Source organism: Ensifer sp. LC163 (assembly GCF_001695855.1).
Classification (GTDB): Bacteria; Pseudomonadota; Alphaproteobacteria; order Rhizobiales; family Rhizobiaceae; genus Ensifer.
The window spans coordinates 61,676-86,166 of record NZ_MBSS01000018.1; the positions used below are offsets into that span (position 1 = coordinate 61,676).

At 63.1% G+C, this 24,491-nt stretch carries 24 protein-coding genes and 3 pseudogenes; 20 read left to right on the plus strand and 7 right to left on the minus strand.

Going from position 1 to position 24,491, the window contains the following annotated elements:
* Positions 1-40: 40 nt before the first annotated feature.
* From BC360_RS16690 to BC360_RS30855, 7 genes and pseudogenes are all read left to right on the plus strand, one after another.
* Positions 41-1,159 carry an ABC transporter substrate-binding protein gene (locus tag BC360_RS16690; RefSeq protein ID WP_065796001.1) on the plus strand — a complete coding sequence of 373 codons (1,119 nt, stop codon included), beginning with the start codon at positions 41-43 and terminating at the stop codon, positions 1,157-1,159.
* 69 nt (positions 1,160-1,228) lie between these two features.
* On the plus strand, positions 1,229-2,113 hold the full coding sequence (locus BC360_RS16695; protein ID WP_065796002.1) for an ABC transporter permease: 885 nt from the start codon (positions 1,229-1,231) through the stop codon (positions 2,111-2,113).
* Complete coding sequence (locus BC360_RS16700; RefSeq protein WP_065796003.1) at positions 2,110-2,898, plus strand: ABC transporter permease; 789 nt, start codon at positions 2,110-2,112, stop codon at positions 2,896-2,898. The genes BC360_RS16695 and BC360_RS16700 overlap by 4 nt, the downstream gene beginning before the upstream one ends.
* A 2-nt stretch (positions 2,899-2,900) precedes the next feature.
* A complete protein-coding gene (locus BC360_RS16705; RefSeq protein WP_065796004.1) occupies positions 2,901-3,959 on the plus strand; it encodes an ABC transporter ATP-binding protein in 1,059 nt (352 codons plus the stop codon).
* 54 nt (positions 3,960-4,013) lie between these two features.
* Complete coding sequence (locus BC360_RS16710; RefSeq protein ID WP_083222602.1) at positions 4,014-5,036, plus strand: sugar phosphate isomerase/epimerase family protein; 1,023 nt, start codon at positions 4,014-4,016, stop codon at positions 5,034-5,036.
* Entirely contained in the window at positions 5,033-5,821 is a 789-nt protein-coding gene (locus BC360_RS16715) for an inositol monophosphatase family protein (protein WP_065796006.1), read from the plus strand. Before BC360_RS16710 ends, BC360_RS16715 begins: the two co-directional genes overlap by 4 nt.
* Before the next feature lie 204 nt (positions 5,822-6,025).
* Positions 6,026-6,247, plus strand: a pseudogene (locus BC360_RS30855) (alpha/beta hydrolase); the annotation flags it as partial.
* Between the two features lie 383 nt (positions 6,248-6,630).
* On the opposite strand, the gene BC360_RS16725 reads toward BC360_RS30855, so the two are convergent.
* Entirely contained in the window at positions 6,631-7,674 is a 1,044-nt protein-coding gene (locus tag BC360_RS16725) for a GlxA family transcriptional regulator (protein WP_139110082.1), read from the minus strand.
* 170 nt (positions 7,675-7,844) lie between these two features.
* Here BC360_RS16725 and BC360_RS16730 point away from each other — a divergent pair, with 170 nt between their 5' ends.
* The 6 genes from BC360_RS16730 to BC360_RS16755 all read left to right on the plus strand — a co-directional run bounded on the left by BC360_RS16730 (position 7,845) and on the right by BC360_RS16755 (position 13,322).
* On the plus strand, positions 7,845-8,726 hold the full coding sequence (locus BC360_RS16730; protein WP_065796009.1) for an ABC transporter substrate-binding protein: 882 nt from the start codon (positions 7,845-7,847) through the stop codon (positions 8,724-8,726).
* 81 nt (positions 8,727-8,807) lie between these two features.
* Positions 8,808-9,560 carry an amino acid ABC transporter ATP-binding protein gene (locus tag BC360_RS16735; protein WP_065796010.1) on the plus strand — a complete coding sequence of 251 codons (753 nt, stop codon included), beginning with the start codon at positions 8,808-8,810 and terminating at the stop codon, positions 9,558-9,560.
* 10 nt (positions 9,561-9,570) lie between these two features.
* On the plus strand, positions 9,571-10,221 hold the full coding sequence (locus BC360_RS16740) for an amino acid ABC transporter permease (protein WP_065796011.1): 651 nt from the start codon (positions 9,571-9,573) through the stop codon (positions 10,219-10,221).
* Positions 10,222-10,225: 4 nt separating this feature from the next.
* Positions 10,226-10,888 (plus strand): amino acid ABC transporter permease, encoded by a 663-nt coding sequence (locus BC360_RS16745; RefSeq protein WP_065796012.1) that lies wholly within the window; start codon positions 10,226-10,228, stop codon positions 10,886-10,888.
* A gap of 21 nt (positions 10,889-10,909) precedes the next feature.
* Complete coding sequence (locus BC360_RS16750) at positions 10,910-12,109, plus strand: Atu1372/SO_1960 family protein (RefSeq protein WP_065796014.1); 1,200 nt, start codon at positions 10,910-10,912, stop codon at positions 12,107-12,109.
* 4 nt (positions 12,110-12,113) lie between these two features.
* Complete coding sequence (locus BC360_RS16755; RefSeq protein ID WP_065796016.1) at positions 12,114-13,322, plus strand: FAD-dependent oxidoreductase; 1,209 nt, start codon at positions 12,114-12,116, stop codon at positions 13,320-13,322.
* A gap of 81 nt (positions 13,323-13,403) precedes the next feature.
* On the opposite strand, the gene BC360_RS32175 is transcribed toward BC360_RS16755, so the two are convergent.
* Both BC360_RS32175 and BC360_RS16760 read right to left on the minus strand, forming a co-directional pair.
* Positions 13,404-13,631 (minus strand): hypothetical protein, encoded by a 228-nt coding sequence (locus tag BC360_RS32175; RefSeq protein ID WP_161491383.1) that lies wholly within the window; start codon positions 13,629-13,631, stop codon positions 13,404-13,406.
* 190 nt (positions 13,632-13,821) lie between these two features.
* Positions 13,822-14,079, minus strand: coding sequence for a hypothetical protein (locus BC360_RS16760; protein WP_065796018.1), 258 nt, complete (start codon positions 14,077-14,079; stop codon positions 13,822-13,824).
* 404 nt (positions 14,080-14,483) lie between these two features.
* On the opposite strand from BC360_RS16760, the gene BC360_RS32775 reads away from it, so the two are divergent.
* The 5 genes and pseudogenes from BC360_RS32775 (at position 14,484) to BC360_RS16780 (ending at position 19,163) form a co-directional block, all read left to right on the plus strand.
* Positions 14,484-14,777: a DUF1515 family protein gene (locus BC360_RS32775; RefSeq protein ID WP_274533927.1), complete on the plus strand. Its 294-nt coding sequence runs from the start codon at positions 14,484-14,486 to the stop codon at positions 14,775-14,777.
* Positions 14,778-15,230: 453 nt separating this feature from the next.
* Positions 15,231-15,371, plus strand: a pseudogene (locus tag BC360_RS30860) (transposase); the annotation flags it as partial.
* 183 nt (positions 15,372-15,554) lie between these two features.
* Positions 15,555-16,697 carry a TRAP transporter substrate-binding protein gene (locus tag BC360_RS16770; protein WP_065796020.1) on the plus strand — a complete coding sequence of 381 codons (1,143 nt, stop codon included), beginning with the start codon at positions 15,555-15,557 and terminating at the stop codon, positions 16,695-16,697.
* A 58-nt stretch (positions 16,698-16,755) separates the two neighbouring features.
* Complete coding sequence (locus BC360_RS16775; protein ID WP_065796022.1) at positions 16,756-17,424, plus strand: TRAP transporter small permease subunit; 669 nt, start codon at positions 16,756-16,758, stop codon at positions 17,422-17,424.
* Positions 17,421-19,163 carry a TRAP transporter large permease gene (locus tag BC360_RS16780; protein ID WP_065796024.1) on the plus strand — a complete coding sequence of 581 codons (1,743 nt, stop codon included), beginning with the start codon at positions 17,421-17,423 and terminating at the stop codon, positions 19,161-19,163. Before BC360_RS16775 ends, BC360_RS16780 begins: the two co-directional genes overlap by 4 nt.
* A 193-nt stretch (positions 19,164-19,356) precedes the next feature.
* Here BC360_RS16780 and BC360_RS16785 read toward each other — a convergent pair whose 3' ends face one another.
* Positions 19,357-20,949: a gamma-glutamyltransferase family protein gene (locus BC360_RS16785; protein ID WP_065796025.1), complete on the minus strand. Its 1,593-nt coding sequence runs from the start codon at positions 20,947-20,949 to the stop codon at positions 19,357-19,359.
* 231 nt (positions 20,950-21,180) lie between these two features.
* Between BC360_RS16785 and BC360_RS16790 the strand changes: the two genes are divergently transcribed.
* Entirely contained in the window at positions 21,181-21,435 is a 255-nt protein-coding gene (locus tag BC360_RS16790; RefSeq protein WP_065796027.1) for a type II toxin-antitoxin system Phd/YefM family antitoxin, read from the plus strand.
* Positions 21,432-21,854, plus strand: coding sequence for a type II toxin-antitoxin system VapC family toxin (locus BC360_RS16795; protein WP_065796029.1), 423 nt, complete (start codon positions 21,432-21,434; stop codon positions 21,852-21,854). Before BC360_RS16790 ends, BC360_RS16795 begins: the two co-directional genes overlap by 4 nt.
* 135 nt (positions 21,855-21,989) lie before the next feature.
* On the opposite strand, the gene BC360_RS16800 is transcribed toward BC360_RS16795, so the two are convergent.
* From BC360_RS16800 to BC360_RS32535, 3 genes and pseudogenes are all read right to left on the minus strand, one after another.
* On the minus strand, positions 21,990-23,105 hold the full coding sequence (locus tag BC360_RS16800; RefSeq protein WP_065796031.1) for an amino acid ABC transporter permease: 1,116 nt from the start codon (positions 23,103-23,105) through the stop codon (positions 21,990-21,992).
* Positions 23,102-24,295 carry an amino acid ABC transporter permease gene (locus BC360_RS16805; protein WP_065796033.1) on the minus strand — a complete coding sequence of 398 codons (1,194 nt, stop codon included), beginning with the start codon at positions 24,293-24,295 and terminating at the stop codon, positions 23,102-23,104. Before BC360_RS16805 ends, BC360_RS16800 begins: the two co-directional genes overlap by 4 nt.
* Before the next feature lie 8 nt (positions 24,296-24,303).
* Positions 24,304-24,491: pseudogene (locus BC360_RS32535) on the minus strand (hypothetical protein); the annotation flags it as partial.

Below are 24,491 nucleotides of genomic sequence, written 5' to 3' on the forward strand. Positions count from 1 at the left end.
TCGCCCACGCGCCGTCGAGAACGGCCAACAGGAGGTATCCATGAACCGCTTCGTATCCCGCGCGGCCAGCCGCGCGTTCGTCTCGACGCTTGCCCTCGTCGTCGCCCTGCCGGGCCTCGCGAGCGCGGAGCCGCCGCAGGATCTCGTGGATGCCGCCACGAAGGAAGCCATGCTGACGGTCATCGCGCTGCCGCATGACTGGTGCAACTACGGCGAGGTCATCGCCGGCTTCAAGGCCAAGTATCCGGGCATCGAGGTCAACGAGCTGAACCCGGACGCGGGCACGGCCGACGAGCTGGAGGCGATCCGCGCCAACAAAGGCAATACGGGTTCGCAGGCCCCAGACGTCGTCGATCTCGGCCTCGCCTTCGCCCCGGCTGCAGCCAAGGAAGGCCTGCTCCAGCCCTACAAGGTGGCGACCTGGGACGAAATCCCTGACAACATCAAGGACGCGGCCGGCTATTGGTACGGCGACTATTACGGCGTCATGGCGTTCGGCGTGAACAAGGACCTGCTGGAGACCGCGCCGGCCGATTGGTCGGATCTCTCCAAGTCCGAATACTCCGGCGCCGTTGCGCTCACCGGCGATCCGCGCTCCTCGGCGCAGGCGATCCTGGCGCTGATGTCGGCCGGCATTTCGCGCGGTGCGACGCCCGGCGCGGACTCCGGCGCCAAGGGGCTGGAACTCTTCGCGGAGCTGAACAAGGCCGGCAATTTCGTGCCCGTGCTCGGCAAGGCCGGCACCATCGCGCAGGGCCAGACGCCGATCGTCGCCGCCTGGGACTACAACCTGCTTGCCTGGCGCGATGCGCTGAACGGCAATCCGCCGATGGAGGTCGTCGTGCCGGCAAGCGGCGTGGTGGCCGGCGTCTATGTGCAGGCGATCTCGGCCTATGCGCCGCATCCGAATGCCGCAAAGCTCTGGATGGAATATCTCTATTCCGACGAGGGCCAGACCGGCTGGCTGAAGGGCTACTGCCATCCCGCACGCTTCAACGCGATGCTGAAGGCCGGGAAATTCCCGCAGGAGCTGCTCGACAGGCTGCCGCCGACCGAGGCCTATGAGAAGGCGATCTTCCCGACCGTCGAGGCGCTGGACGCCAACAAGACTGCCATCGTCGAAGGCTGGGACAAGGTGGTCGGCGCCAACGTCAAGTAAGCCGCGCATCCGGTGCGGAGGCTCCCCTTGGCGGAGCCTCCGGCCGCAGCGCCTTCAGGGAACAATCCGATGACGACAAGCGCCGCATCCCTGCCGTCCGCCTTGCGGCCGCGGCAGGTTCTCAGCTGGTTCGGGGTCGCCCCTTTCTTCCTCTTCGCCCTTCTGTTCCTCATCCTGCCAACGCTCAACATCGTCGTTGGCGCCTTCCGCAATGCGGCGGGTGAGGCGACGCTGGAAAACCTCGGCAAGCTTCTTTCGCCCTCCATCCGGTCGGCCTTCTGGATCTCCATCGAACTCAGCCTGCTGACGGCGGTGCTCGGCTGTCTCTTCGGCTTCCTCATCGCCGCCGCCATCACGCTCGGCGGCCTGCCGCGCCCGCTGCGCAACGCCATCCTCACCTTTTCCGGCGTCGCCTCCAATTTCGCCGGCGTGCCGCTCGCCTTTGCCTTCATCGCCACGCTCGGCCGCCTCGGCTTCGTGACGATGCTTTTGCGCCACTGGTTCGGCATCAATCTCTACGGTTCCGGCTTCAACATCGTCTCGTTTCTCGGCCTGGCGCTCACCTATCTCTATTTCCAGATTCCGCTGATGGTGCTGATCATCACACCGGCGCTGGAAGGCCTGCGGCGTGAATGGCGCGAGGCGGCCGAAAGCTTGGGCGCCAGCGGTTTCCAGTATTGGCGTCTGGTGGCACTGCCGGTGCTGTGGCCCTCGCTGCTTGGCACGCTCGCGCTCTTGTTCGCCAATGCCTTCGGCGCCGTCGCCACCGCCATCGCGCTCACCGGCTCGTCGCTCTCCATCGCGCCCATCGTGCTCTTTGCGCAAATCCGCGGCGACGTTCTGAACGATCCGCATCTCGGCTACGCCATCGCCTTTGCGATGATCGTGCTCACCGCCATCGCCAACGGCATCTACATCCTGCTGCGCATGCGCGCAGAACGGTGGGTCAAATGACGGGAAAACGCCTCTGGTCCTGGCTCGCCGTTGTGCTCGGCGGGCTCTATTTCCTGCTGCCGCTCGCCGGCATGGTTGATTTCTCGCTGCGCATGCAGCGCGACGGCTACAGTTTCGGGGCCTATCGCATCGTGCTGACCGACGCGCAGTTCCAGCAGACCTTCGGCTATTCGGTGGGGCTGGCGCTGCTCACCATCGTGCTCGGCATCCTGATCGTCGTGCCGACGGCCTATTTCGTGCGGCTGCGGTTTCCCGGCCTGCGCCCTATCGTGGAATTCATCACACTGCTGCCGCTGGTCATCCCGCCGATCGTCATCGTCTTTGGCTATATCCGCATCTACAACACCTCCTCGGTGCTGCCGCTGACGGGAAGCTGGTGGGGCACCAACATCCTGGTGCTGTTCGGCTATGCGGTGCTGTCGCTGCCCTACATGTACCGTTCGGTGGATACGGGCCTGCGCACCATCGACATCGCCAGCCTCACCGAGGCGGCACAGTCGCTCGGGGCCGGCTGGGCACGCATCCTCGCCGTCGTCATCCTGCCGAACGTCTTCGTCTCGGTGCTCTCCGGCGCGTTCCTGACCTTCGCGATCGTCATCGGCGAATATGTCTTCGCCGCGCTGCTGAACGTCAATTCCTTCGGTCCCTACATGGTCTGGATGGGCGGCAACCGGGCCTACGAGCCCTCGGCGCTCGCCGTCGTCGCTTTCGCCATCACCTGGGCCTGCATGGGGCTGATCCAGCTTTTCACCCGCTTTTCCAAATTCTCCACCGTGAGGCGCTGACCATGGCCTTTCTCGACATCCATCATCTGGAAAAGTCCTTCGGCGCGATGCGCGTCGTCAAGGATTTCAATCTCGGCATCGAAAAGGGCGAGTTCGTCTCCTTCCTCGGTCCCTCGGGCTGCGGCAAGACGACGGTGCTGCGCATGGTGGCGGGCTTCGAGACGCCAACCTCAGGCGCGATCCGCATCGACGGACAGGACGTTACCGCCACACCCGCAAACCGGCGCAAGATCGGCATGGTGTTCCAGGCCTATGCGCTGTTTCCCAACCTGACGGTGGAGCAAAACATCGGCTTCGGCCTGCGGGTGGCGGGCGAGGGCAAGGCCGAGACCGGCAAACGCGTTGCCGAGATGCTGGAGTTGATCGGCCTGCCGCAACTCGGCAGCCGCTATCCCTTCCAGCTTTCCGGCGGCCAGCAGCAGCGCGTGGCGCTGGCCCGTGCGCTTGCGGTGCGCCCGCAGGTGCTGCTGCTCGACGAGCCGCTCTCGGCGCTCGACGCAAAAATCCGGATCAGCCTGCGCGAGGAGATCCGCCGCATCCAGCGCGATCTCGGCATCACCACCATCTTCGTGACGCACGATCAGGAGGAGGCGCTGTCCATGTCGGATCGCGTGGTGGTCATGCATCAGGGGGTGGCCGATCAGGTCGGCACGCCGTTCGAGATCTACAACCGGCCGGCAACGCGCTTCGTGGCACAGTTCGTCGGTACGCTGAACCTTCTTGACGCTGACCTCATGGATGCCGCCGCCGGCCACATCCGGCTCGGCGACGTGCCGGTGGCGCTGAACCGGACGCTGCCCGGCCGGGTGGGCGACCGCATCAGCCTGGCGCTGCGGCCGGAAACGGTGGCGTTGGGACGCAGGGAGCACGGCAATGTCGTGCTCGCCGGCCATATCGCCGAGGTGCACTTCTTAGGCTCGGTGATCCGCATCCGCGTGACGGTCGCCGGCCAGCTCGTTTCGCTCGATACCTTCAACCAGCCCAACAGGCCGCCGCCCGCGGTCGGCACGCCGGTCGAGGTCAGCGTGTCGGACCGCGACCTGCTGGTTCTGGCCGCCTGACGAAAAACCTTCAACAACCTCGATCGCTTGCGGAGGAGCGGCATCGTGACGGATATGCCATGGAACGCCATGCCCCAAATGGACTGGCGGGCAAAAATAGCAGCCCTTCCCGCGACAAGCCGCGCCCGGCTTGCCACGCGGGCGCGGAGCGCGCCACTGTTTGCCCATGCCTATGCCTTTCATCTCAACATGCGCTTCGGCGGCATGACGCCGTTGCATCTCGCCGAATTCGCCGAGGCGCAGCAACTCTCCGGCGTCAAGATCCATGTGGAGGACGGCGAACAGGCCAGCCTCGCCCGGATGTCCGACGACGCACTGCGCGCCTTCGGCGAGGCGGCGGGACGACTGGGGCTGGAGCTGCACGTCGAGACCAGCACGACGGAAGCCACCGGGGTTTCGGACGCCGTGCGCATCGCGCTTGCCACCGGCGCAACCTCGCTTCGCTGCTATCCGCGCTACGAGGGACATGTTTCCCAGATCATCGACCGAACCATCGCGGACCTGCGCCGCCTTGAGGCCCTCGATCCCGAGGGTCGGCTGCGCTACACGCTGGAACAGCACGAGGATCTGAAATCGGAAGAACTGATTCACATCCTGCAAACCGTCGCCAATCCGCGCCTCGGCCTGCTGTTCGATTTCGGCAACATGATCAACGCCTACGAATTGCCGCTGCCGGCGCTGGCGGCGCAGGCGCCGCATATTACCGAGGTGCACGTAAAGGATTGCCTCGTCCAGCCGGATCGCGGCGGCTGGGCCCATCTTGCCTGCCTGTCCGGCGAAGGGCATCTGCCGATGGCGGCGATGTTCGTGGAATTGCTGCTCTTGGGCGAAGACCGGCCGCAGGTTCTGGCCTTCGGGCTGGAAGAGGAAGAAGGGTATTTCGCGCCCGCCCTGCGGTTGCCTTCGGATGGGCCGGACCCGTTCATTCCCGCCCGCCCGGCGAGCTTCACCGATATCGGGCCCGGCAACCTGACAGCGCGGCTGCGGCAGGAGGCCGCCGCCGCCCAAAGGCAGGTCGAGACCGTCAGAACCATGTTGCGCGAGATTGCGACCGAAGCCGAAAGGAACCAAGCATGACGCCTGCACAAACCTGCCCGCCGGCCTTTCTCGCGCTCGCCCACGCCATGGCGGATGCCGCTGCCGATGTGATCCGTCCGTATTTCCGCCAGCGCCTTGCCATCGACGCCAAGGCCGACGCCAGTCCGGTCACCATCGCCGACCGCGATGCGGAAGCAGCGATGCGGCAAATGATCGAGGCCCACTTCCCCGATCACGGCATCAGGGGCGAGGAGTTCGGTTCCTGCCGGACGGATGCCGACTGGATCTGGGTACTCGATCCCATTGACGGCACGAAATCCTTCGTCTCCGGCTCGCTTGCCTTCGGCACGCAGATCGCGCTCCTCCACCAGGGCGAACCGGTGCTCGGGCTGATCAATCAGCCGATCACGGGCGAACGCTGGCTCGGCACAGGCGCCGTCGCGACCCTCAACGACGTGCCGATCCGCACCAGCGGCAAGACCGCGCTCGACGAAGCGATCCTCTACACATCGGCGCTCGAACAGTTCGACCCTTCTCGCCATGACCGGTTCTCCCCTCTGGCTGCAAAGGTCTGCTTCACCCGGTTCTCGCACGACTGCTACGCCGCCGGCCTCCTCGCGCTGGGCGGCATCGATCTCCTCGTCGAAAGCAACGTTTTCGACTACGACATCCTCCCGCAGATGCCCATCATACAGGCGGCGGGAGGCATCGTGACCGATTGGAACGGACGACCGCTCGCGAATGTTCCGCGATACGACACCGTGCTGATGGCGGCGAACGAAAAAATTCATCGGGCCGCACTGGAGGCTCTTCGTCGAGCGTGATGCTCGAAGGGCGCGTGACGTGCGGAGAACTTCACCTCTGTCTCGATCAATTATTTAGGTGCGCTTAAAGACCCATGCCGATTTTGATGCCTAATCATAGGATGCAACTGGATCTATCCTCTCAACAGTCGAAAAAGTTGAGAAGGGATGGATGCCTTGAGCCCACGGAATCGGTCCGCTACGTCATTGTTAGTTGCAACGGCGATGTTTGCCGCTACAGGCGCCGTAGCCGATCAAAAGGGGAAACCAGAGCCTCTGCTCATCCAGGAGCAGGGCAGTTTCGCGGTCGGCGGAGCAGCCGTGAATACCCCCGGCACCTACGATAACAACAAGCCGAGTGCCGAGGGGCAGAGTTTCCACGGCGACCATCTCTACGCCTTCTATCAGGTGCCGCAGAACCCCAAGGCGCTGCCGATCGTCATGCTTGCGCATGACATCCGCAGAATGGGCGACAAAGCTCAGGCCACTTTCGCAAAAGGCCTGCGGTCAGCCATCGAAGAGGTTAGGAAGCATCTCGGGGAAGATGCCGACGAAGGCAAGGCGGCGGCGATCTACAGCCAGCTTGTGGGCGGACTGATCCTAGCGCGTGCGACTGCGGCGAGTGATCCGGAATTTTCAGAGAAGCTGATGGAGGCTGCTCGCGAAGCAGCGTCGCAGCAAATAGTGGGATCGTCCAACTCCGCTTAGCGACAAAGGCAGCCACCGATTCTTCATTGAGGACCATGAAGCCTTATGGACACGAGGCATTCGAACCAGAATCGGTTCGGATACCTCCTGGGTTCATGCCTTTCAGGGATGTCACCGATTTGTCAGCCACGTCTGTGCCGGAATTCGCTTGGCGAGCTTTGATACTTCTTGCGAAATGCGGTCGCCAGATGGGCTGAATCGGAAAAGCCCGTTTCATGCGCGATTGCGGTGACGGGCAGCACACTGTTGTCCAACAGGAAGCGGACGTAGCGCAGCCGCGTCTCCAGAATGAAGTGCTTCGGCGTCATGCCGATATGTGTTTGGAACAGGCGCGTGAACTGGCGGGGCGACAAGCCGATGGTGGCGGCGATCTGTTCGGGCGATACGTCCCGACCCTTGCGGCCCTCGATCAGCACGACGGCCCTTTGCACGCGGGCGTCCTCGACATGCCGGAACGAGGAGGCTCGTTCGTGGTCGAAGGTGCTCATGTTCTTCTGGTTGCTCAAGGAAAGCTGGTAGACGGCCTTCGCCGCCCGGTCCGGGCCGCAATGGTTGCGGATGAGCTCGGTCATCAGCGACAGGATCGACACGCCGCCCGGCACGGTGATGCGGCCGTCCTCGATGAGAAAGTCGTCGCGGGTGGAAAAGGGCTGCCGCGGAAACGCCACCCGGAAATCTTCCGCATGGAAAGGGTGGATGGCGGCCTTGCGCCCGACGAGCAACCCTTCCTGGGCAAGGACGAAGGAGCCGGTGCAGGCGCCGATGACGGAAACGCCCGCGGAGGCGGCGACGCGAATGTAGTCACGGTGCGAGGCCGGCGCCGCCTGGAGATGCGGAAGCAGGCCGCCGATGGCGACGACATGGTCGAAGTCGGTGGGGTTGATGTAGGGCGCGTCAGCCTGCACGCCGATGCCGCAACTCGCCACGGCCTCGTCGCCGGGCTTGCCCATGATCGACCAGCGGCAGTGGATCGGGCGGGAATTGTCGGCGAAGTCCGCCGCGTGGCGCAAGGGCTCCACCACGCCCGTCAGCGACATCATCGGAAAGGTCGGCCACAGGAGAATACCGACGGAAATGTCAGGCTTGCGGTCGCGCACTGCAAGCAGCCGCTCCGCCCAGAGGCTGTCCAGCCAATGGATATAGTCGGCATCGTTTTGTGCAGCCATGGAGTCCTCCGCCGCGGCACTCTGGCAGGGCCGTGTCATTTTTTCAAAGAAAAAGTCCGTTTTCTAAAATCAAGGGACCGCCTTCGGTGGCACCATGTTCCGCGTTGAATGCAACATCCGGTCGGCAACACGACCGGTTCGGGGAACTAACAACTCTAGGGATCGAACAGATGACACTTTCTCTTTCGAGAAGGCTGGTGGTGTGCGCGCTGCTGGCAGGCGGGAGCTTTTCGGTATTTTCTTCTCCAGCAGCGGCCTTTGAACTGGCCGAGCAGGGAAAGCTGACGGTCGCCTTCACTGGCGATATGCCCGGCTCCGGCTGGCAGGACGGCACGCTGATCGGCTATGACGGCGAAATCATGCAGAAGGTCGCCGAAAAGCTCGGCCTTCAGGTGCAGCCCGCCCTGATGGAATGGTCGGGCACGATCGCCTCGGTCGAGGCAGGTCGCGTCGACGTGATGCTCGGTACGATGGGCTGGACGGAAAAGCGCACTCAGGTCATGAGCCTTTCCGAGCCGATCCACTACTTCAAGAACGGCATCATGCAGTCGTCCAAGACGAACTGGGACAAGCTGTCGGATCTCGAGGGCAAGAAGGTCGGCACGATCACCGGTTTCTCTTTCGTCCCGGAACTGAAGAAGATCGAGGGCCTGGAACTTTCGCTCTACGACACCTCCGACGCTGCCGTGCGCGACCTGATCGCCGGCCGCATCGACGCCGTCATCGGCGATCCGCCGGTCGTCTCCTTTGCGATCAAGCAGAACCCCGACTGGAACATGCATTTCCTCGCCTTTACCGACGCCAACCCCGATTTTCCGCTGCTCACGGGTCTCGGACAGGTGGTCTATGGCTTCAACAAGAAGAACGACGACCTACGCCAGAAGGTGGACGCCATCCTCGCGGAGATGTGGAAGACCTGCGAGATGAAGGCGATTGGCAAGCGCTACGGCCTCTCCGCCGACGTCTGGTACATGCCGGCTGGCGAGAACTTCCGCGCCGGTGTCGACCGCCCGGCGGACTACAAGCTGCCTTCCTGCGCCACCGGCGACTGACACGCAGATCCGGGCGGTTGCCGCTCTGCGGTCACCGCCCAGCGCCGTCGCGATCAAGCAAACAAAACAAAGGGGAATGCCATGAACCCGCTCCTGAGCGTGACGGGACTAACCAAGAGCTATGGCGCGGTCGAGGTCCTGAAGGGCATCGATTTCGACGTGGCGGCGGGCGAAAAGATCGCCTTGATCGGTCCCTCCGGGTCGGGCAAGTCGACCTGTCTGCGGTGCCTGAATTTTCTGGAAAAGCCGAGCGCCGGCGCGATCCATCTCGATGGCGAGCGGATCGGCGTTCGCCTCGGCCGGCCGATGAGCGATCGGCAGCTTGCACCGCAGCGGGCCGAGATGGGCATGGTCTTCCAGCTCTTCAATCTCTGGCCGCATCTCTCCGTCACGGAGAATGTGGCGATAGCCGCGCGCAAGGTGCGAGGCCTGCCGGCGAAGGAAGCACAGGAGCTGGCGCTCGACATGCTGGCAAAGGTGCACATGACCCATCGCGCCGACGCCTCGCCGCTGGAGCTTTCCGGCGGCCAGCAGCAGCGGGTCGCCATTGCCCGGGCGCTTGCCCAGAAACCCAAGCTCATGCTGTTCGATGAGCTGACCTCGGCGCTCGATCCGGAACTGGTGCATGAGGTGCTGAAGGTGATGGAGGAACTCGCCGCGGAAGGGCGCACCATGCTGATCGTGACGCATGAAATCGCCTTTGCCCGTGACATCGCCGACCGCGTGCTGTTTCTCGATGGCGGCCGGATCGTCGAACAGGGGCCGGCGCGCGCGTTGATCCTTTCTCCACGGGAGCCGAGGACCCAGGCCTTTCTCCGACAGATCCGGCATTGAGGGGCGTGTCGTGAGCGGACTTTCGACCTTCACCATGATCCTCGAAGGATTGCTTGCCGGCGCCGGCGTCACGGTCGCCGTCACGCTGGCATCGCTTCTCCTCAGCGTTTCCCTCGGTTTCCTGCTGGCAATTGTGCGGCAGTTCGGCAAGCGCCGCATGCTGCATGCCCTGATCGACGCCTATTGCGAGATCATGCGCAACATTCCGGCGTTGACCCATCTCTTCATCCTCTATTTCGGGCTGGCGAGCATCGGATTCCGGCTCTCGTCCATCTCTGCTGCAATCCTCGGCCTGGGGCTGATCGGCGGCGCCATCACCTGCGACCTTTTCCGCGCGGGTTTTGCTGCCCTGCCGAAAGGACAGGCGGAAGCGGCGCTCGCGGTCGGCTTCACGCCCTACCGGACGATCGTCGACATCCTCACCCCACAAGCCATGCGCATCGCCCTGCCTTCGCTTGGAAACTATGCCGTGCAGCTTCTCAAGGACACGTCGATCGTCTCCGCCATCGCCGCGCCCGAGATCATGTTCTACGCGCGCTCGATGGTGACCTCCTCGTTTCAGACCACGCTGATCTACAGCACAGTCGCGATCCTCTACCTGGCGCTCGCCCTGCCGCTGATGCGGCGATCCGCATGCTCGAAACCCGGTACTCGAGGCTGAAGACATGACCAATTTTATTCAACCCTATGCGGACTATGCCGGAGAGTGGCTGCCGGTGCTTCTGGAAGCGATGGGTACGACGGCCTTGCTTTCGGTCTCGGCCTTCGCCCTGTCGCTGGTGTTCGGGCTTTTGCTGGCGCTTTGCCGCAACACGCGGTGGCGCGCGCTCCGGCGGTGCGTGGCGCTCTACGTCGCGGCCGTTCGCGGGGTGCCGCTCCTGGCCATCCTCTTCCTGCTTTATTTCGGGCTGCCGGGCATCGGCGTCACGTTCGATGCCTTCACCGCCGCCGTGATTGGGTTGGCGCTCGCCTTCGCCGCGCAGGTGGCGGAATTGTTGCGCGCCGGCCTCATGGCCATCCCGGCCGGCCAGCGCGAAGCAGCGTTCGCCGTCGGCTTCACGCCGTACCAGAGTTTTACGCTGATCGTGTTGCCGCAGGTGGTGCGCATCAGTGTCGCGCCGCTCATCGTCACCTTCGTCTCGCTGCTCAAGGATTCCTCCCTCGCATCGCTGATCACCGTGGACGAACTGGTGCTGACGGGCCGTGCCATGGCGACGGAATACTTTCTGCCGCTGCACATCTATCTGGCGGTGGGCGTCTGCTACTTCCTGATCGCCTGGCCGTTCTCACTCCTTTCCAAGCGGCTTGCCCCTCCCGCGGCCCGCTAGCTCCAATCGAGAGACAAGACAATGACGACTGCAAGACAGGACGGCGGCGCGGCACGGCGGCCGGTGATCCTCATGACGCCGGACATCGAGACCGCCGTCGGCGCGCCGACCGAAGCGATGTATGCGGTGCGGGCGAATTATGCCGAGGCGATCGGCGAGGCGGGCGGCACGCCGCTGATCCTGCCCTATGAAGCGCAGGCGCTCGCCGCGGCACTCGATCTGGCCGACGGCGTAATGATCACCGGCACGCTTCCCGGGGTAGAGGCCGGCTCAGAAAGGCGTTCGTTCGAGCAGACGCTCATCGAACATGCGATACGCACCGGAAAGCCGCTTCTCGGCATCTGCCACGGCATGCAGCTGATCGGTGAACGGCTCGGCGGCACCTTCGTCAAAAGCCTGCCCGGCTCGCTCGGTGAAGCCGTCGAACATTTGCCGAGCGCCGTGCCCGACCGCCTCGCCCATCCAATTCAACTGCAGCCGGCAAGCGTGCTCGCCGCAGCTCTCGATGGCCTCGAAACCGATGTGAATAGCCTGCACCGTCATGCCCTGACGGGCACCGGTCGCTTTCGCGTCATCGCCCGCGCCCCGGATGGGGTCATCGAGGCATTCGAGGGGGATACGCCGGGTTTCTGCCTCGGCATTCAATGGCACCCGGAATATCGCCTGAGCGATTTCGACCGGGCGATCTTCCGCATCTTCGTGGAACGGAGCGCCGACGGCGCATCGCGAAGGGATCAACCGGACGGGCCTTGTTCGGTGCGCGCCCGCCTTGCGGCGTTGGGACTTGCCTTGCCGGATGCTTCCGCGCCGCCCGGTGCTTTCGTCAGTGCAATTAGGACCGGCAATACCGTGACGGTCTCCGGGCAGGTGCCCTTGAAAGACAAGACTGCGCTCATGACGGGTCATCTGGGGGGCAGGGTGTCTCTCGAGGAAGGCCGCGAATGCGCCCGGTGGGCTCTACTCAACGCGCTCGCGCAACTGGAGCGCATCGCCGGCGGGCTGGATCGGGTAGCGGGCTTCGTTCGACTTGCGGGCTACGTGGCCGCAACCGCGGACTTCACACAGCACGGTGCGGTGGTCGATGGCGCGTCGGAATTGCTGCGTGAGATCTTTCCCCGGTGCTGGCCGCATGCGCGTATCGCCGTCGGCGTCGGTTCGCTACCGCGGGGCGTGCCGGTGGAGATCGAGTTGACGGCGCTCATCGGCGATGCGGAGGGCTGAGGCAATGCATATCGGCATTATCGGGGCAGGGGTCGTCGGCGTCGCGTCGGCCTATTTTCTGGCGCGGGCCGGACATCGCGTCACGCTGATCGATGCGGAACCAGAGCCGGGAAAGGGCGCGAGCGCCGGCAATGCGGCGCAACTCTCCTGGGCCTACGGCGATGCCATGGCCTCGCCCGCCTTGCTGAAACATCTGCCGGGCATCCTGACCAACCGCGATCCCGCGTTTCGCGTCCGCCTGCGGCTCGATCCGGACTTCCTGCTATGGGGCCTGCGGTTTCTCGCCAACACGCCGTCATGGCGATGGTGGAGCAATACGAAGGATATTCTGAAACTCGCCGATGAATCCCGAAGGGAAATGGCGTTGCTTCTGGCGGAGGTGGATATCGCCTTCGACTACCGCGTTGCCGGCAAGCTGCATCTCTATCCGGACACGGCGAGCCTTTCTGCGGCGCGGCCGATCGTCGAACGCAAAAAGCGGCTCGGTCTCGACCAGCGCATGCTGTCGCGATCGGAAGCCGAGGCAGTGGAGCCGGCCCTGAAAGCCTATCAAGGCGAGATCGCGGGTGCCGTCTATACGCCCGATGATGCGCTCGGTGATGCGGCGGCGTTCTGCCGTCAACTGACGGCCGCCATGGTCAAAAAGTATGGCGTTTCACCATGCTTCGGCAGAAGGGTTGCTGGATTCGAGCAGCCCGGGGGGCGGCTCTTGGCCGTCCGGTTTGCAGATTGTGATCCGCTGCCGGTCGACGCCGCCGTCGTCACGGCCGGACCGTTGATCCGCACCCTTGCCGCCGCCCTCCCGGAAGCGCGGGGGATTCAGCCTGTCGCCGGCTATTCCCTGACCGTGCCGTGGCGGGAGGGAGCTCCCCGCGTCAGCCTGACGGATGTGAAGCGCAAGCTCGCCTTTGCGGCGATCGGCGAACGGTTCCGCGTTGCGGGCCTCGCCGACATCGAGAAGGCCGGCTCCGGCTTCACGTCCGACCGTTTCGCCATGCTGCGGGGGGCGGCCAATGCCGTACTACCCGGCTGCTTCGGGCAGGCGGAGTGGGAGTGGCGCTGGTCGGGCGAGCGCCCGATGACACCATCCTCCCGGCCCCTCATCGTCAGGTCACAGAAAATCCACGGCGTCTACATCAACGCGGGACACGGCATGCTCGGGTGGACGCTCGCGCTCGGATCCGCAGGACGGATTGCAAGCTTGGTGGCTTGACCGTTCCCGAAGCCTGGCTGTCGGCCAAGTGGCGCGCTCGGTCGCCGGCAAGGCGGCTCGCACGATCAAGGTCGGCACCGTCTATCCGGCAACGACCGGCGTATTGCCGGCGTTTCCTTCCTGCATCGGCCGGAAGTTTCCCGATGTCGCCCTGCATGTGACGAGCGGCTCAACCAGCGACATCATCCGCTCGATCTCTACAGCGCCCTGGTCACCACCTGGGTCGCGACCGCGACCAGTAGACTCGCCAAAGCCACGGCGGTCCCAAATCTCGCCGCCGTCATCCGGCGCCAGCGGGCGCCATTCCAATCATAGCCCATCTGCTGCTCCGTCACGGGAAAAACCGCAATCCGGAGAGTTGGATTGCGGTTCCGAGTTGCCGGCGGGGGTCAGGGGGGCGACGGCAACCAACGAGAGCATGCCGTTCACTCGTTAAGTGAAGATTGCAAACTGGCCGCTCCTTTTCGCTACTGAGAATCTACTGGGAATAAAGTGGATGTCAGCGAACCATTCGCGGGCTCACACTAGCCAGCATCTTGATAATGTCGTCCTCCAGTTTCTGGCAGAGATCTTCATACTCTTGCATGGTCTTGGGGACTGGCATCAGTTGCTCGCGCAACTGATCGCGCTTCATAGCGGCACGGCCGTAGGCCTTCAGCAAGTCGTTGATCGCAAGGAAGTGGGCATCGGAAATCTGTTTCCGGTGTCGTGGCAGCCGCATCATCATTCGGCTTCGCCCCACCTTTTCGAAATCCATCACCCGCTCCCCAATCTGTCGGCTGGGAAGATTGTCCTCCACCAAAATGAAAGTAGCAACATGAACATGAACCGACGCATCAACGCGGCGGGCCTGGCGTTCGTCAGGCGGTGGGAAGGCCCCGAAGACGAAGGCCTATCGGGACGTCGCTGGCATCTGGACCATTGGCTACTGCATAATTCCTTAAATCGGAATCGATTTAAGGACAAAATTATGTAGCAACTCAAAGTGTTACAGCGACCTTTGCGCGTCTAGATAGACGCGCGGCGCTGTAGCGGCGTCCTGACGGACACGGAATGCGCGAGGCATGGGGCAGGGCGGTAATGGCGTCCACAGAGACAGAGGCGGCTGTCCATCGCCAGCTTGGCGAACAGGCGGCGAGGATGCGGGCACTGCAAGACTGAATGCGCCGAAGCGGAGGGCGCGCTGACCGAGCGAAAGACAAGGCGACCGAAAGTCGGGTTGCAGTGCATCGCCATATGGATGAGCTTGTCGGTCGTGTCGGTCATTTCGAAACGTCCACGGCCACAATTGTTGCTGACGTGGCGGAGATGAAGCCGGTCGCCGATGACGTGAAACGATGGAAACGGATGGGTATCGGCGCGCTCGGGGTCGCAGGCATTCCCGCCATGGCGCTCGAGGTGAGTTTTGCCGAAGCGATCCGGCGGATCGTGTTCGTCATCATAGGGAAGGTCTGAAAAGAAACGGCCTCCAGCGTATGGAAAGAGGTCAGTTGCAACGGTAGGCGGGTCCCAGAGCGGTGCGGTATGGGGCCTGGGGGGCTTCGCTCTGGGACCACTCGCGCTTACGGCGGCGGGGCGGGCCGTTGTTCCGTAGGCGCTTTGCCAGCCCGAGTATGCATGGGGCGTGAGATTCGACAACGCACCTACGACCTTTGCCGGTCCGTGTCGGACCAAGGTCCTACTACTGGCTGGGTTTTCCGCAGAAGTTCCATTTTCAGGTGAGCGTGGGATCAATCGTGCTCATGGAGGGCTCCTTCGAGCGTCGTCAGGACGCGCAACGAAAAGGATGACCTCCTTGGCGGAGGCCATCCTTGCACACGATCCCGACGGATCATCATCTGGATCGCTTTTGCGCGTGCACTAATATAACCGTTAAAGCGCAGTATTGTTCCCGCAGTTAATGGGCGCGGCTATTGCATGGGCATCCGGTCAGAACGGCGACTTCGCGAGGAAGTCCACCTCAACCTTGCCTATCGCTGGTTCTGCCATCTCGGACTGGACGGCAAGGTACCGAACCATTCCTTCTTCTCGAAGAACCGTCATGGGCGGCCGCTTCAGGAACTGGTCGTGCCGGAATGAATGCGTCCACACGGTGTTGGAGTTGGAGCTCATCGAGGAGTATAATTTGGAGCTACAACACTAGATTACGAGCGGAATACGAGCGGAAAACTGCATTGTCCTTTTCTCCTCCCGCTCGCAAGGCGGGGAGGCCCATGCTTTCGGGAGGAAGAGATGAAACGCAGATCGCAGATCAGGGGAAGCACGTCGCGCCGCAAATTCTTAAGCGGTGCCGCCTTGGCCGGTGCAGCGATGATCGCGTCACCAAGCGTCGTCAAAGCCCAGGGGCCTGTCAACATGCGTTGGCAGAGCACATGGCCCTCCAAGGACATATTTCACGAATTCGCGCTCGATTTCGCCAAGAAGGTCAACGACATGACCGGCGGCGACCTGAAAATCGAGGTGCTGCCGGCGGGCGCCGTCGTGCCCGCCTTCGGCCTGCTCGACGCGGTGTCGCAGGGGACGCTCGACGGGGGGCACGGCGTGGTCGTTTACCACTACGGAAAACAGACGGCGCTAGCGCTGTGGGGCTCTGGTCCCGGCTTCGCGATGGACGCGAACATGCTGCTCGCCTGGCACAAATACGGCGGCGGCAAGGAGCTGCTGGCGAAGCTCTATGACTCTATCGGCGCCAGTGTCGTGTCGTTCCTTTACGGGCCGATGCCGACACAGCCGCTTGGCTGGTTCAAGAAACCCATAGCCAAGGCCGAGGATCTCCAGGGATTGAAATTCCGCACCGTCGGCATCTCGATCGATGTCTTCACCGCGCTCGGTGCCGCGGTTACCGCGCTGCCGGGTGGCGAAATCGTCTCGGCGTTGGACCGTGGCCTGGTTGACGCGGCCGAGTTCAACAACGCGTCGTCCGACCGGGTCCTCGGTTTCCCTGATGTCTCCAAGATTTGCATGCTGCAAAGCTATCACCAGAATGCCGAGCAGTTCGAGATCCTGTTCAACAAGGCGAAGTTTGATGGGCTGCCGGAGCAGATGAGGGCAATCATCACCAATGCGGCCGAGGCGGCTTCGCAGGACATGCACTGGAAAGCGATGGACCGCTATTCAAGAGACTATGTGGAAATGCAGACCACCGACAAGGTCAGGTTCTACAGGACGCCGGAAGCGATCCTCAAGACGCAACTGGAGGCCTACGACGAGGTCGTGAAGAAGAAGGCGGCGGAAAACCCGCTGTTCAAGGAAGTCATCCAGTCCCAAATAGCCTTTGCGGGGCGGGTAACGCGATGGGAACAGGACACCGTCGTCAACCGCCGAATGGCCTTCGAGCACTACTTCGGAAAGGACGGGGCGGCAAAGGATTTCTGACGCCATCACCGGGCAACGGTGATGCTTCTGACCAAGCTAAGGCTATCTGGAGGCACCCGTGGACGTTCAGCAGTTTCTCATCAGGGTCGATGCGATCAGCGTCTGGGTTGGCAAGGCCGCGGCGTGGTTGATCATCGGGCTGATGACGCTGGTCTGCATCGAAGTGTTCAAGCGCTACATCATGAACATGCCGACGGCGTGGATATATGACGCCAGCAACATGTTCTACGGCACCCTGTTCATGCTCGCCGGGGCCTATGCGCTGGCGCAAAATGCCCATGTGCGCGGCGACTTTCTCTACAGCTCGCTCCGCCCTCGCATACAGGCGACGCTCGATCTGGCCCTCTATATCCTCTTCTTCCTGCCCGGTGTCGCTGCCCTCATCTATGCCGGTTACGACTATGCGGCGCTATCCTGGCGGATCGGCGAGCATTCGACCGTGACGGCGGAGGGGCCGCCGATCTACTATTTCAAGACGGTCATTCCGATAGCAGGTGCCCTCGTGATGCTTCAGGGGCTCGCCGAGATCACGCGCTGCATCGTCTGTCTCAGGACTGGAGACTGGCCGAGCCGCCTCAAGGATGTCGAGGAGATTGACGTCGTCGCCGAACAGCTTGCGCACAGCGAGCACATAGACGCGGAGACGCGCGAAGCTGCAATCGAGCGCGCCCAGGATATTGACAGGGCGGCGCGGCAACGAGGCCTGAGGGGAGATATCGAGACGTGAGCGATCCGTTCCTCGGACTGACGATGCTGATCCTCATCGTGATCGTCATCATGATGGGGTTCCCGACAGCGTTCACGTTGATGGGGCTGGGCATGCTCTTCGGCTTTTACGCTTTCTACAATCCGGCCGAGCACTGGATCGACAATCGGGTCTTCGACCTGATGGTTCAGCGCACCTATGGGGCGATGACCAACGACGTGCTGATCTCCATCCCGCTTTTCGTTCTGATGGGCTACGTGATGGAGCGCGGTGCGTTGGTCGACAAGATGTTCTACAGCATCCAGCTTTCCTTCCGGCGGCTGCCTGCGTCGCTTGCCGTTGCGACGCTGATCGTCTGCACCTTCTGGGGTATTGCCAGCGGCCTCGTTGGCGCCGTGGTGGTGCTGATGGGCGTCATCGCGATGAACCCGATGCTGCGCGCCGGCTACGACGTGAAACTCGCGTCGGGCGTCATCACCGCCGGCGGCACGCTGGGCATTCTGATCCCGCCATCGGTGATGATCATCGTCTACGCGGCGGTCGCGGGGCAGTCGGTCGTCAAGCTCTATGCCGCCGCGATGTTCCCCGGCTTTTTCCTCGCGCTCCTCTATCTCGCCTACATTCTCGGCTGGGCGATGATCAATCCGAAAATCGCGCCCGCCTTGCCCGAGGAACAGACAAGAGTTCCGGTGCCCACCTGGATGAGGAGCTTTGAGGCTCTCTATTCGCGCAACATGCCAGCCGGGCTGCTTGTCGCGCTGTTCTCGCCGTCGAGGGCGATGGCGCTCGAGACGGGCGAGGGGCCGCTGACCTATTGGAAGTTGGTCAAGAATGCCTGCGCCGCGCTGGTGCCTTTCTCGCTGACGGCGGTCACCCTGGCTCTCGCGTGGTGGTATGTCGTCATCCACCCGCAGGCATCGGCGGAGATGGAAACGCCGGAAGGACTGGAGCAGCTCGGCGCCTCAGCGGCTGATGCTGGGCCAGCGGCGGTAAACGGGCCTGCGACCGGTTTCTACGTCTCGTTCGCCGTCATTGCCGTGATTGCTGCGGCGGTGCTCGCCCGCTACTACCGCAACATGAGCGCCGATCGGCTTCAGGTCGTGAAGCTTCTGATCTCTTCCGTGATGCCGCTCGGCATTCTTACCGTCGTCGTACTCGCCGTCATCCTGTTCGGGATCACGACGGCAACCGAATCCGCCGCGGTCGGTGCGGCCGGCGCTTTCCTGCTGGCCTTCCAGGCGCGAACACTCAACTGGAAGCGCACCAAGGAAGCGGTGTTCCTGACCGCGAAGACGACGGCAATGGTGTGCTGGCTCTTCGTCGGCTCGGCGCTCTTCTCCGGCGTTTTCGCGCTTCTCGGCGGCCAGGCGCTGATCGAGCAGTGGGTGCTGGCGCTTAATCTTACGCCCCTGCAGTTCATGATCCTGTCGCAGGCGATCATCTTCATTCTCGGTTGGCCGCTGGAATGGACCGAGATCATCATCATCTTCGTGCCGATCTTCCTGCCGATGCTAAGGCACTTCGATATCGATCCGATACTCTGGGGCGTGCTCGTCTTCGTCAATCTGCAGGCGGCGTTTCTTTCGCCGCCGGTGGCAATGTCGGCCTATTATCTCAAAGGCGTCTCGCCACCGAACGTGACCCTCAACCAGATATTCGCCGGCATGATGCCCTACATGCTGATCGTCATCCTCTGCATGCTCATCATGTATCTGTGGCCCGGCATCACGCTCTGGCTGCCGGACTACCTTTACGGCTAGAGACATTGCCGTCTGCGGCGGCCGCTACCGCAACCCTCACGCCAATGCCCTGTGATCTGAGGTTTCTCGGGCGTCATCTGCCGTGCCTACAGCGCCGCGCATTATTTGGCGCACCGGTGCCGTCGGATAGCTGGTGAGCCAAAATCTCGTTTCCACGCTCAGCTGACATCAGTCGCTTTATGAGTCTACAGCCCTAGTAGCCCAACGCCATCCCATCCTTGCGGGGGTCGGACCCTCCGATCAGGACGCCGCGCTCCCAGTCAATCCGGATGGCCTGCGCCCCGCCAATGGCCGACCGGGGCGGCTGAACCTTGAAGCCACGCCGCTCCAACTCGGCGCCGCTGCTCGTGCGGACGGCTTCCTCGGCTTCGACCGTTGCGGTAGCGGGCAGCGGAAAGAGGCGCGGCAGGTCAATGGCGGTCTGAAGATCGAGACCGCAATCGTAGAGCCGGGATAACAGATGAGCATGGCCCATGGCCTGGTAGTGGCCGCCCATCACACCGAACGGCATGACGACGCGTCCACCCTCGGCCGCCATTCCCGGGATTATTGTATGCATCGGACGCTTTCGGGGGCCGACTTCGTTGGGATGCCCTGCCACAAGCGAAAAGCTCTGGCCACGGTTGTGGAACAACACGCCCGAGCGCGGCGCCATCAGCCCGCTGCCATAGGAACTGAATATCGAATTGATAAAGCTGACCGCGTTGCGATCGCGATCCACCACGCAAAGATAGACGGTATCCTTGTGCTCGACCGTGTCGAACGACGGCAGTGGATCCGTGGCCCGATCGAAGGAGATGCTACTGGCGAGGCGATCAGCAAGCGTGCTCGACAGCATGTGCTCGACGGCCCCATCCGATCCAGACGGATCGGCGACCAGCGCGTCGCGCGCGGCGTAGGCGAGCCGTGTTGCCTCGAGGAGGAGATGCAGATCATCAGCGTCGAACGGGTCGTTGGACAGCGAGAAACGTGAGAGAATATTCAGGATCAGAAGGGCGACCACGCCCTGGCCATTCGGCGGGCACTCGTAGATGGTGCGGCCGCGATAGGTCGTGGAGATGGGTGTAACGTAGTGGCCTGCAGCGCTGGCGAAATCGCCGAGGGTATGATGGCCGCCGAGGTCGCGCAGATAGTTCACCATGTCCTCGGCGCCGCCGCCGCGATAGAAGGCGTCCCTGCCGTCGCGAGCGATCGCGTCGAGCGTATCCGCGAGCAAGGGCTGGCGCTGGGTGCAGCCGACCGTCGGCGCCTCTCCCTCAACCAGGAAGGTGGCACGGGTGGTTGGGTCCGCCGCCAGGAGATCGCGTTGCAGACCCAGGTCGGCGGCGACACGGGGCGTCAGTGCGTAGCCCTCCCGTGCCAGTGCGATTGCCGGCTGAAGAACCTCGGCCATCGGCATCCGGCCGAAGTCGCTCAAGAGGCGGCACCAGGCATCGACCGCTCCAGGAACCGTGACCGCATGAGGAGAAGCGCGCTCGATTGCTGTCACACCCTCAGCCCGCAATGTTTCGCGTGTCAGGGCGGCCGGCGTCCGGCCCGAGCCGTTATACGCGCGAATGTCGGTGGACCCTTCCACCGCTATCATTGCGAAACAGTCCCCGCCGACACCCGTCGAACCTGCCTCGACAACAGATTGTACCGCGACGGCCGCCACCGCCGCATCCATAGCGTTGCCTCCTGCCTTCAGGACCTCGATGGCCGTCAGGGTTGAGGCCGGATGTGAGGTTGCCGCCATCCCGTGACGGGCAACGGCCAGCGACCGACCAGGATCTTCGAAGTTGCGCATGACGGTCCCCAAAGCCTTCCCAAGTCATCTAGTTAGACAGTCCCTGGGCGCCAGCGCAAGTGACTTGGCCAGACGTTTCGCATCGAGTGGTGAGTTACAGCGGATCCAGCTGTATCGACTGGACAGCTTGCAGCGCCGGAAGACTGATAGGAGGGTATGGCGTTACGTGCTCGGCTTGTTATTTCTTCCTCCCATGCTATATGTAGGTAATTACCTACATGGAGGTGAGCCGTGAGTATCACTACCCTTTCCAGCCGAGAACTGAACCATGACGTCAGCAGCGCTAAGAAGGCGGCAAGAAGCGGCCCAGTCATCATCACGGATCGCGGCAAGCCTTCCCATGTGCTGATGACGTATGATGAATTCGAGCGTTTGAGCGGGAAGCACCGCAGCCTCGTCGACGCGCTCTCCATGCCCGGCCTGTCGTCGATCGACTTTGACCCGCCTCGCGTTGAAATCAGGCCGCGTGAAGTGGACTTGTCTTGAAGTACTTGCTTGATACTAACGTCGTTTCCGAACTGCGCAAGATCGGTGACGGCAAGGCCGATGCCAATGTGTTGGTGTGGGTAGGAGCCGAAGATGCGGCGCGCTTCTTTCTTTCGGCCATCACGATCCTCGAATTGGAGCGAGGTGTGCTCGGGGTGCACCGCCGGGACGCGGCACAGGGCGCTCGGTTGCGCGCATGGCTCGACAGTCGTGTGCGCCCGGAATTCGCGGGCCGAATCGTGCCGGTTGACGATGCGGTTGCGACGCGCTGCGCGCACCTGCACATCCCCGACCGGCGCAACGAGGCCGACGCGCTGATCGCTGCGACCGCTCTGGTCCACGACATGGTCGTAGTGACCCGCAACATCAGGGATTTCGAAGGCACCGGTGTCGTTGTGGTCGACCCTTGGCAAGGCTGACGGTCTTGCTGCAACGCGAATGCAGCGTAGTCGAGGTGGCCGCGACATCGGCCTGACACCCACCGCCACGCTGGGCGTCGCTGATGCCCGCAAAGTCACGGTCCCGGGACTACCACCAATCCCTACGGACCAACTTCAGTCTGAATTTCTGGTACTCCGACTTCGGCCGGCCGCCCCCCGGGTTGCCAGCCGTCGACCGATCCAGGAGAGGTAGGAGCAGGAGAGAAGGAACCAGAGGCCGACGAACACATAGGCTTCCAGCGCCTGGTTTCCCCACGCAACGTCGCTGAAGGCCATGCGGGCAGTGGCGCTAAGATCGTGCAGGCCAAGGATCACCACGAGGGAGGTGTCTTTGTAAGCGCCGATCGTGCTGTTGACGAGGGCAGGCATGGCACGTTCAATCGACTGCGGCAGGAGGACGAGGCGGACCGTCTGCCAGAAGCCGAGTCCGAGCGCCGAGGCTGCCTCGTGCTGGCCGGCCGGAAGCGACATGAGGCCGCTGCGCACGTCCTCAGCGAAATAGGCGGCATGGAAGAAGACGAGCGCCACGAGGACGGCCGTAATCGGCTCGATGGCCATGCCCTTCGGCAAGGTAAGCGGCAGCACGAAGACGCCGACGAAAAGCAGCGTGACCATCGGCACTCCACGCATAATCTCGACGTAGGCCCCTGACGCCCGGCGAAGTAGTGGGTGACGGGTCTGGTAGCGGGCAAGCGCCAGAAGCACGCCCACCGGCAGCGCCAGCGCCAGCGCGATGGTGGAGAGAATGAGCAGGATCGGAAGGCCGTTCCACCGCGTTGCGTCGACCGGAGCTAGGCCGAAAACGCCACCGCCCATCAAAAGGAAAGAGGCGGCCATGCCGCAAAGCCAGGTGACCGCCAATAGCCGCATATCCGGCCAGCGCCCGCTAACGGCCATACGCCCGGTGGCGACGGAGAGGGCGATGAGGACCAGCGAGGCCAGCAAGGGCCGCCATTGCTGGTCAAAAGGGTAGGTGCCGAACAGGATGAAGCGGGATTTTTCCATCCAGAATGGCCAGCAGGCGCCCGCGGCCCCGGCGCAGGAGGAGGCGGCCGCCCAAGGCGGCGGCGCCGAGAGGAAGAGCCAGTCGAGCACGATCCAGGCGAGGTAGAGAGCCAATGTGGCGCTCGCCAGCGACAGGAGACTCGATCCCGGCCGGGAGGCGTGCCTCCCCAGCCATGCGCGGGCCGCGTTGCGGGAGAGACGTTCGAGGGTCGGCGCCGCGCTCATGTTGCACTTCGCCCTTCGCGGCCACGAATGCGCGCGTTCCAATGGTTGAGTGCGCCCGTGACCATAAGGCAGAGGACGAGATAGATCGACATGGTGATCAGCATGGTTTCCAGCGGCCGGAAGGTCTGGTTGATGGCAGTTCCGGCCACCGACATGAGATCAGAATAGCCGACGGCGATTGAGATCGACGTGTTCTTGAGGAGGTTGGCGAACTGGTTGTTGAGTGGCGGTACGACGGTGCGCAGCACCTGCGGCACAACGATGAGCCGTGTGACCTGGCCGCGCCTGAGACCCAGCGCATTTGCCGCCTCGATCTGCCCATCCGGCACCGCTTCGATGCCGCCACGCAGAACTTCTGCGATCTGGGCACCGTGATAAAGGCCGAGCGAGACCGCAACGGTACAGAACTGGATGGAAAGCGTGATCCCGCCCTCAACGGAAAAGCCCGCGAGGTGTGGCCAGGACAGCGTGAGTGGCGCGTCAAGCACGAAGGCAAGTGCGGCCGGAATGCCAAGGGCGATGGCGAAAGCGACGGCGATGGCAGGGCCGCGCCGGCCGGTGAGCGCCTGGCGCCGCGCGACACGGCGCATCCACAGCCAAAGGAACGGGGGAGCAACCAACAATGAGGCGGTGAGCCAAAGCGTATTGCCCGGATCGTCGGAAAGCCACGGCAAGTAGATCGCCCGGTTCGAGATGGTGAGCGGACCGACGGTGAGCGCTTGGCGGATGGTGGGCAGGCCGTTCACCGCCGCGACAAAGATGACCAGCAGTACGAGAATCTTCGGCAGGTTGCGGAAAAGCTCGACATAGGCAAGTGCAAAGAGGCGCGCGAGTGGTGCGGTGCTGACGCTAAGGAGGCCAATCAGCAGGCCGATGATGCAGGCGATGACCAGGCTCGCCGCGGCGACGGCAATGGTGTTGGCAAGGCCTGCCAGGATCGCCCGCAGGTAGCTGTCCGCAGCATCGTAGGGAATGACGCTTTCGCTAAGGTCGAATCCGGCCTGTTGCGCAAGAAAGCCGAAGCCCGGCCGGATCCCGGCCGCGGTCATGTTGGAGTAGATGTTGAATGCGATGAGCACGAATGCGGCGAGGATCGCAAGTCCGACCCCTGCGTCCATCCAGGAAATGGCGGGCCTGATTTTCGGCGCACCAGCGTTCTTGTCGGCGGGAAACTGCAGCTTCTGGTCCATGGGGGATCTCAAAGGCCGGTTTCGACTGGTTGCTTTATGCGTACGGCGCAGCGGTCGACGAGGCTATTCTGGGCCTCCGTCTCGGGGCCGGAGCCGGCAGCGGCAATCCGTTCGAGCGCATCCGTAGGGTTGAGCCCTAGGACCAGCAGGATGCATGTCGCCACGGTTCCTGTGCGGCCTATGCCGGCCGCGCAGT

Coding starts and splice junctions, on each gene's coding strand:
- BC360_RS16690 (WP_065796001.1), top strand. CDS start 41: ATGAACCGCTTCGTATCCCGCGCGGCCAGCCGCGCGTTCGTCTCGACG.
- BC360_RS16695 (WP_065796002.1), top strand. CDS start 1,229: ATGACGACAAGCGCCGCATCCCTGCCGTCCGCCTTGCGGCCGCGGCAG.
- BC360_RS16700 (WP_065796003.1), top strand. CDS start 2,110: ATGACGGGAAAACGCCTCTGGTCCTGGCTCGCCGTTGTGCTCGGCGGG.
- BC360_RS16705 (WP_065796004.1), top strand. CDS start 2,901: ATGGCCTTTCTCGACATCCATCATCTGGAAAAGTCCTTCGGCGCGATG.
- BC360_RS16710 (WP_083222602.1), top strand. CDS start 4,014: ATGCCATGGAACGCCATGCCCCAAATGGACTGGCGGGCAAAAATAGCA.
- BC360_RS16715 (WP_065796006.1), top strand. CDS start 5,033: ATGACGCCTGCACAAACCTGCCCGCCGGCCTTTCTCGCGCTCGCCCAC.
- BC360_RS16725 (WP_139110082.1), bottom strand. CDS start 7,674: ATGGCTGCACAAAACGATGCCGACTATATCCATTGGCTGGACAGCCTC.
- BC360_RS16730 (WP_065796009.1), top strand. CDS start 7,845: ATGACACTTTCTCTTTCGAGAAGGCTGGTGGTGTGCGCGCTGCTGGCA.
- BC360_RS16735 (WP_065796010.1), top strand. CDS start 8,808: ATGAACCCGCTCCTGAGCGTGACGGGACTAACCAAGAGCTATGGCGCG.
- BC360_RS16745 (WP_065796012.1), top strand. CDS start 10,226: ATGACCAATTTTATTCAACCCTATGCGGACTATGCCGGAGAGTGGCTG.
- BC360_RS16750 (WP_065796014.1), top strand. CDS start 10,910: ATGACGACTGCAAGACAGGACGGCGGCGCGGCACGGCGGCCGGTGATC.
- BC360_RS16755 (WP_065796016.1), top strand. CDS start 12,114: ATGCATATCGGCATTATCGGGGCAGGGGTCGTCGGCGTCGCGTCGGCC.
- BC360_RS16760 (WP_065796018.1), bottom strand. CDS start 14,079: ATGGATTTCGAAAAGGTGGGGCGAAGCCGAATGATGATGCGGCTGCCA.
- BC360_RS32775 (WP_274533927.1), top strand. CDS start 14,484: ATGCGCCGAAGCGGAGGGCGCGCTGACCGAGCGAAAGACAAGGCGACC.
- BC360_RS16770 (WP_065796020.1), top strand. CDS start 15,555: ATGAAACGCAGATCGCAGATCAGGGGAAGCACGTCGCGCCGCAAATTC.
- BC360_RS16785 (WP_065796025.1), bottom strand. CDS start 20,949: ATGCGCAACTTCGAAGATCCTGGTCGGTCGCTGGCCGTTGCCCGTCAC.
- BC360_RS16800 (WP_065796031.1), bottom strand. CDS start 23,105: ATGAGCGCGGCGCCGACCCTCGAACGTCTCTCCCGCAACGCGGCCCGC.
- BC360_RS16805 (WP_065796033.1), bottom strand. CDS start 24,295: ATGGACCAGAAGCTGCAGTTTCCCGCCGACAAGAACGCTGGTGCGCCG.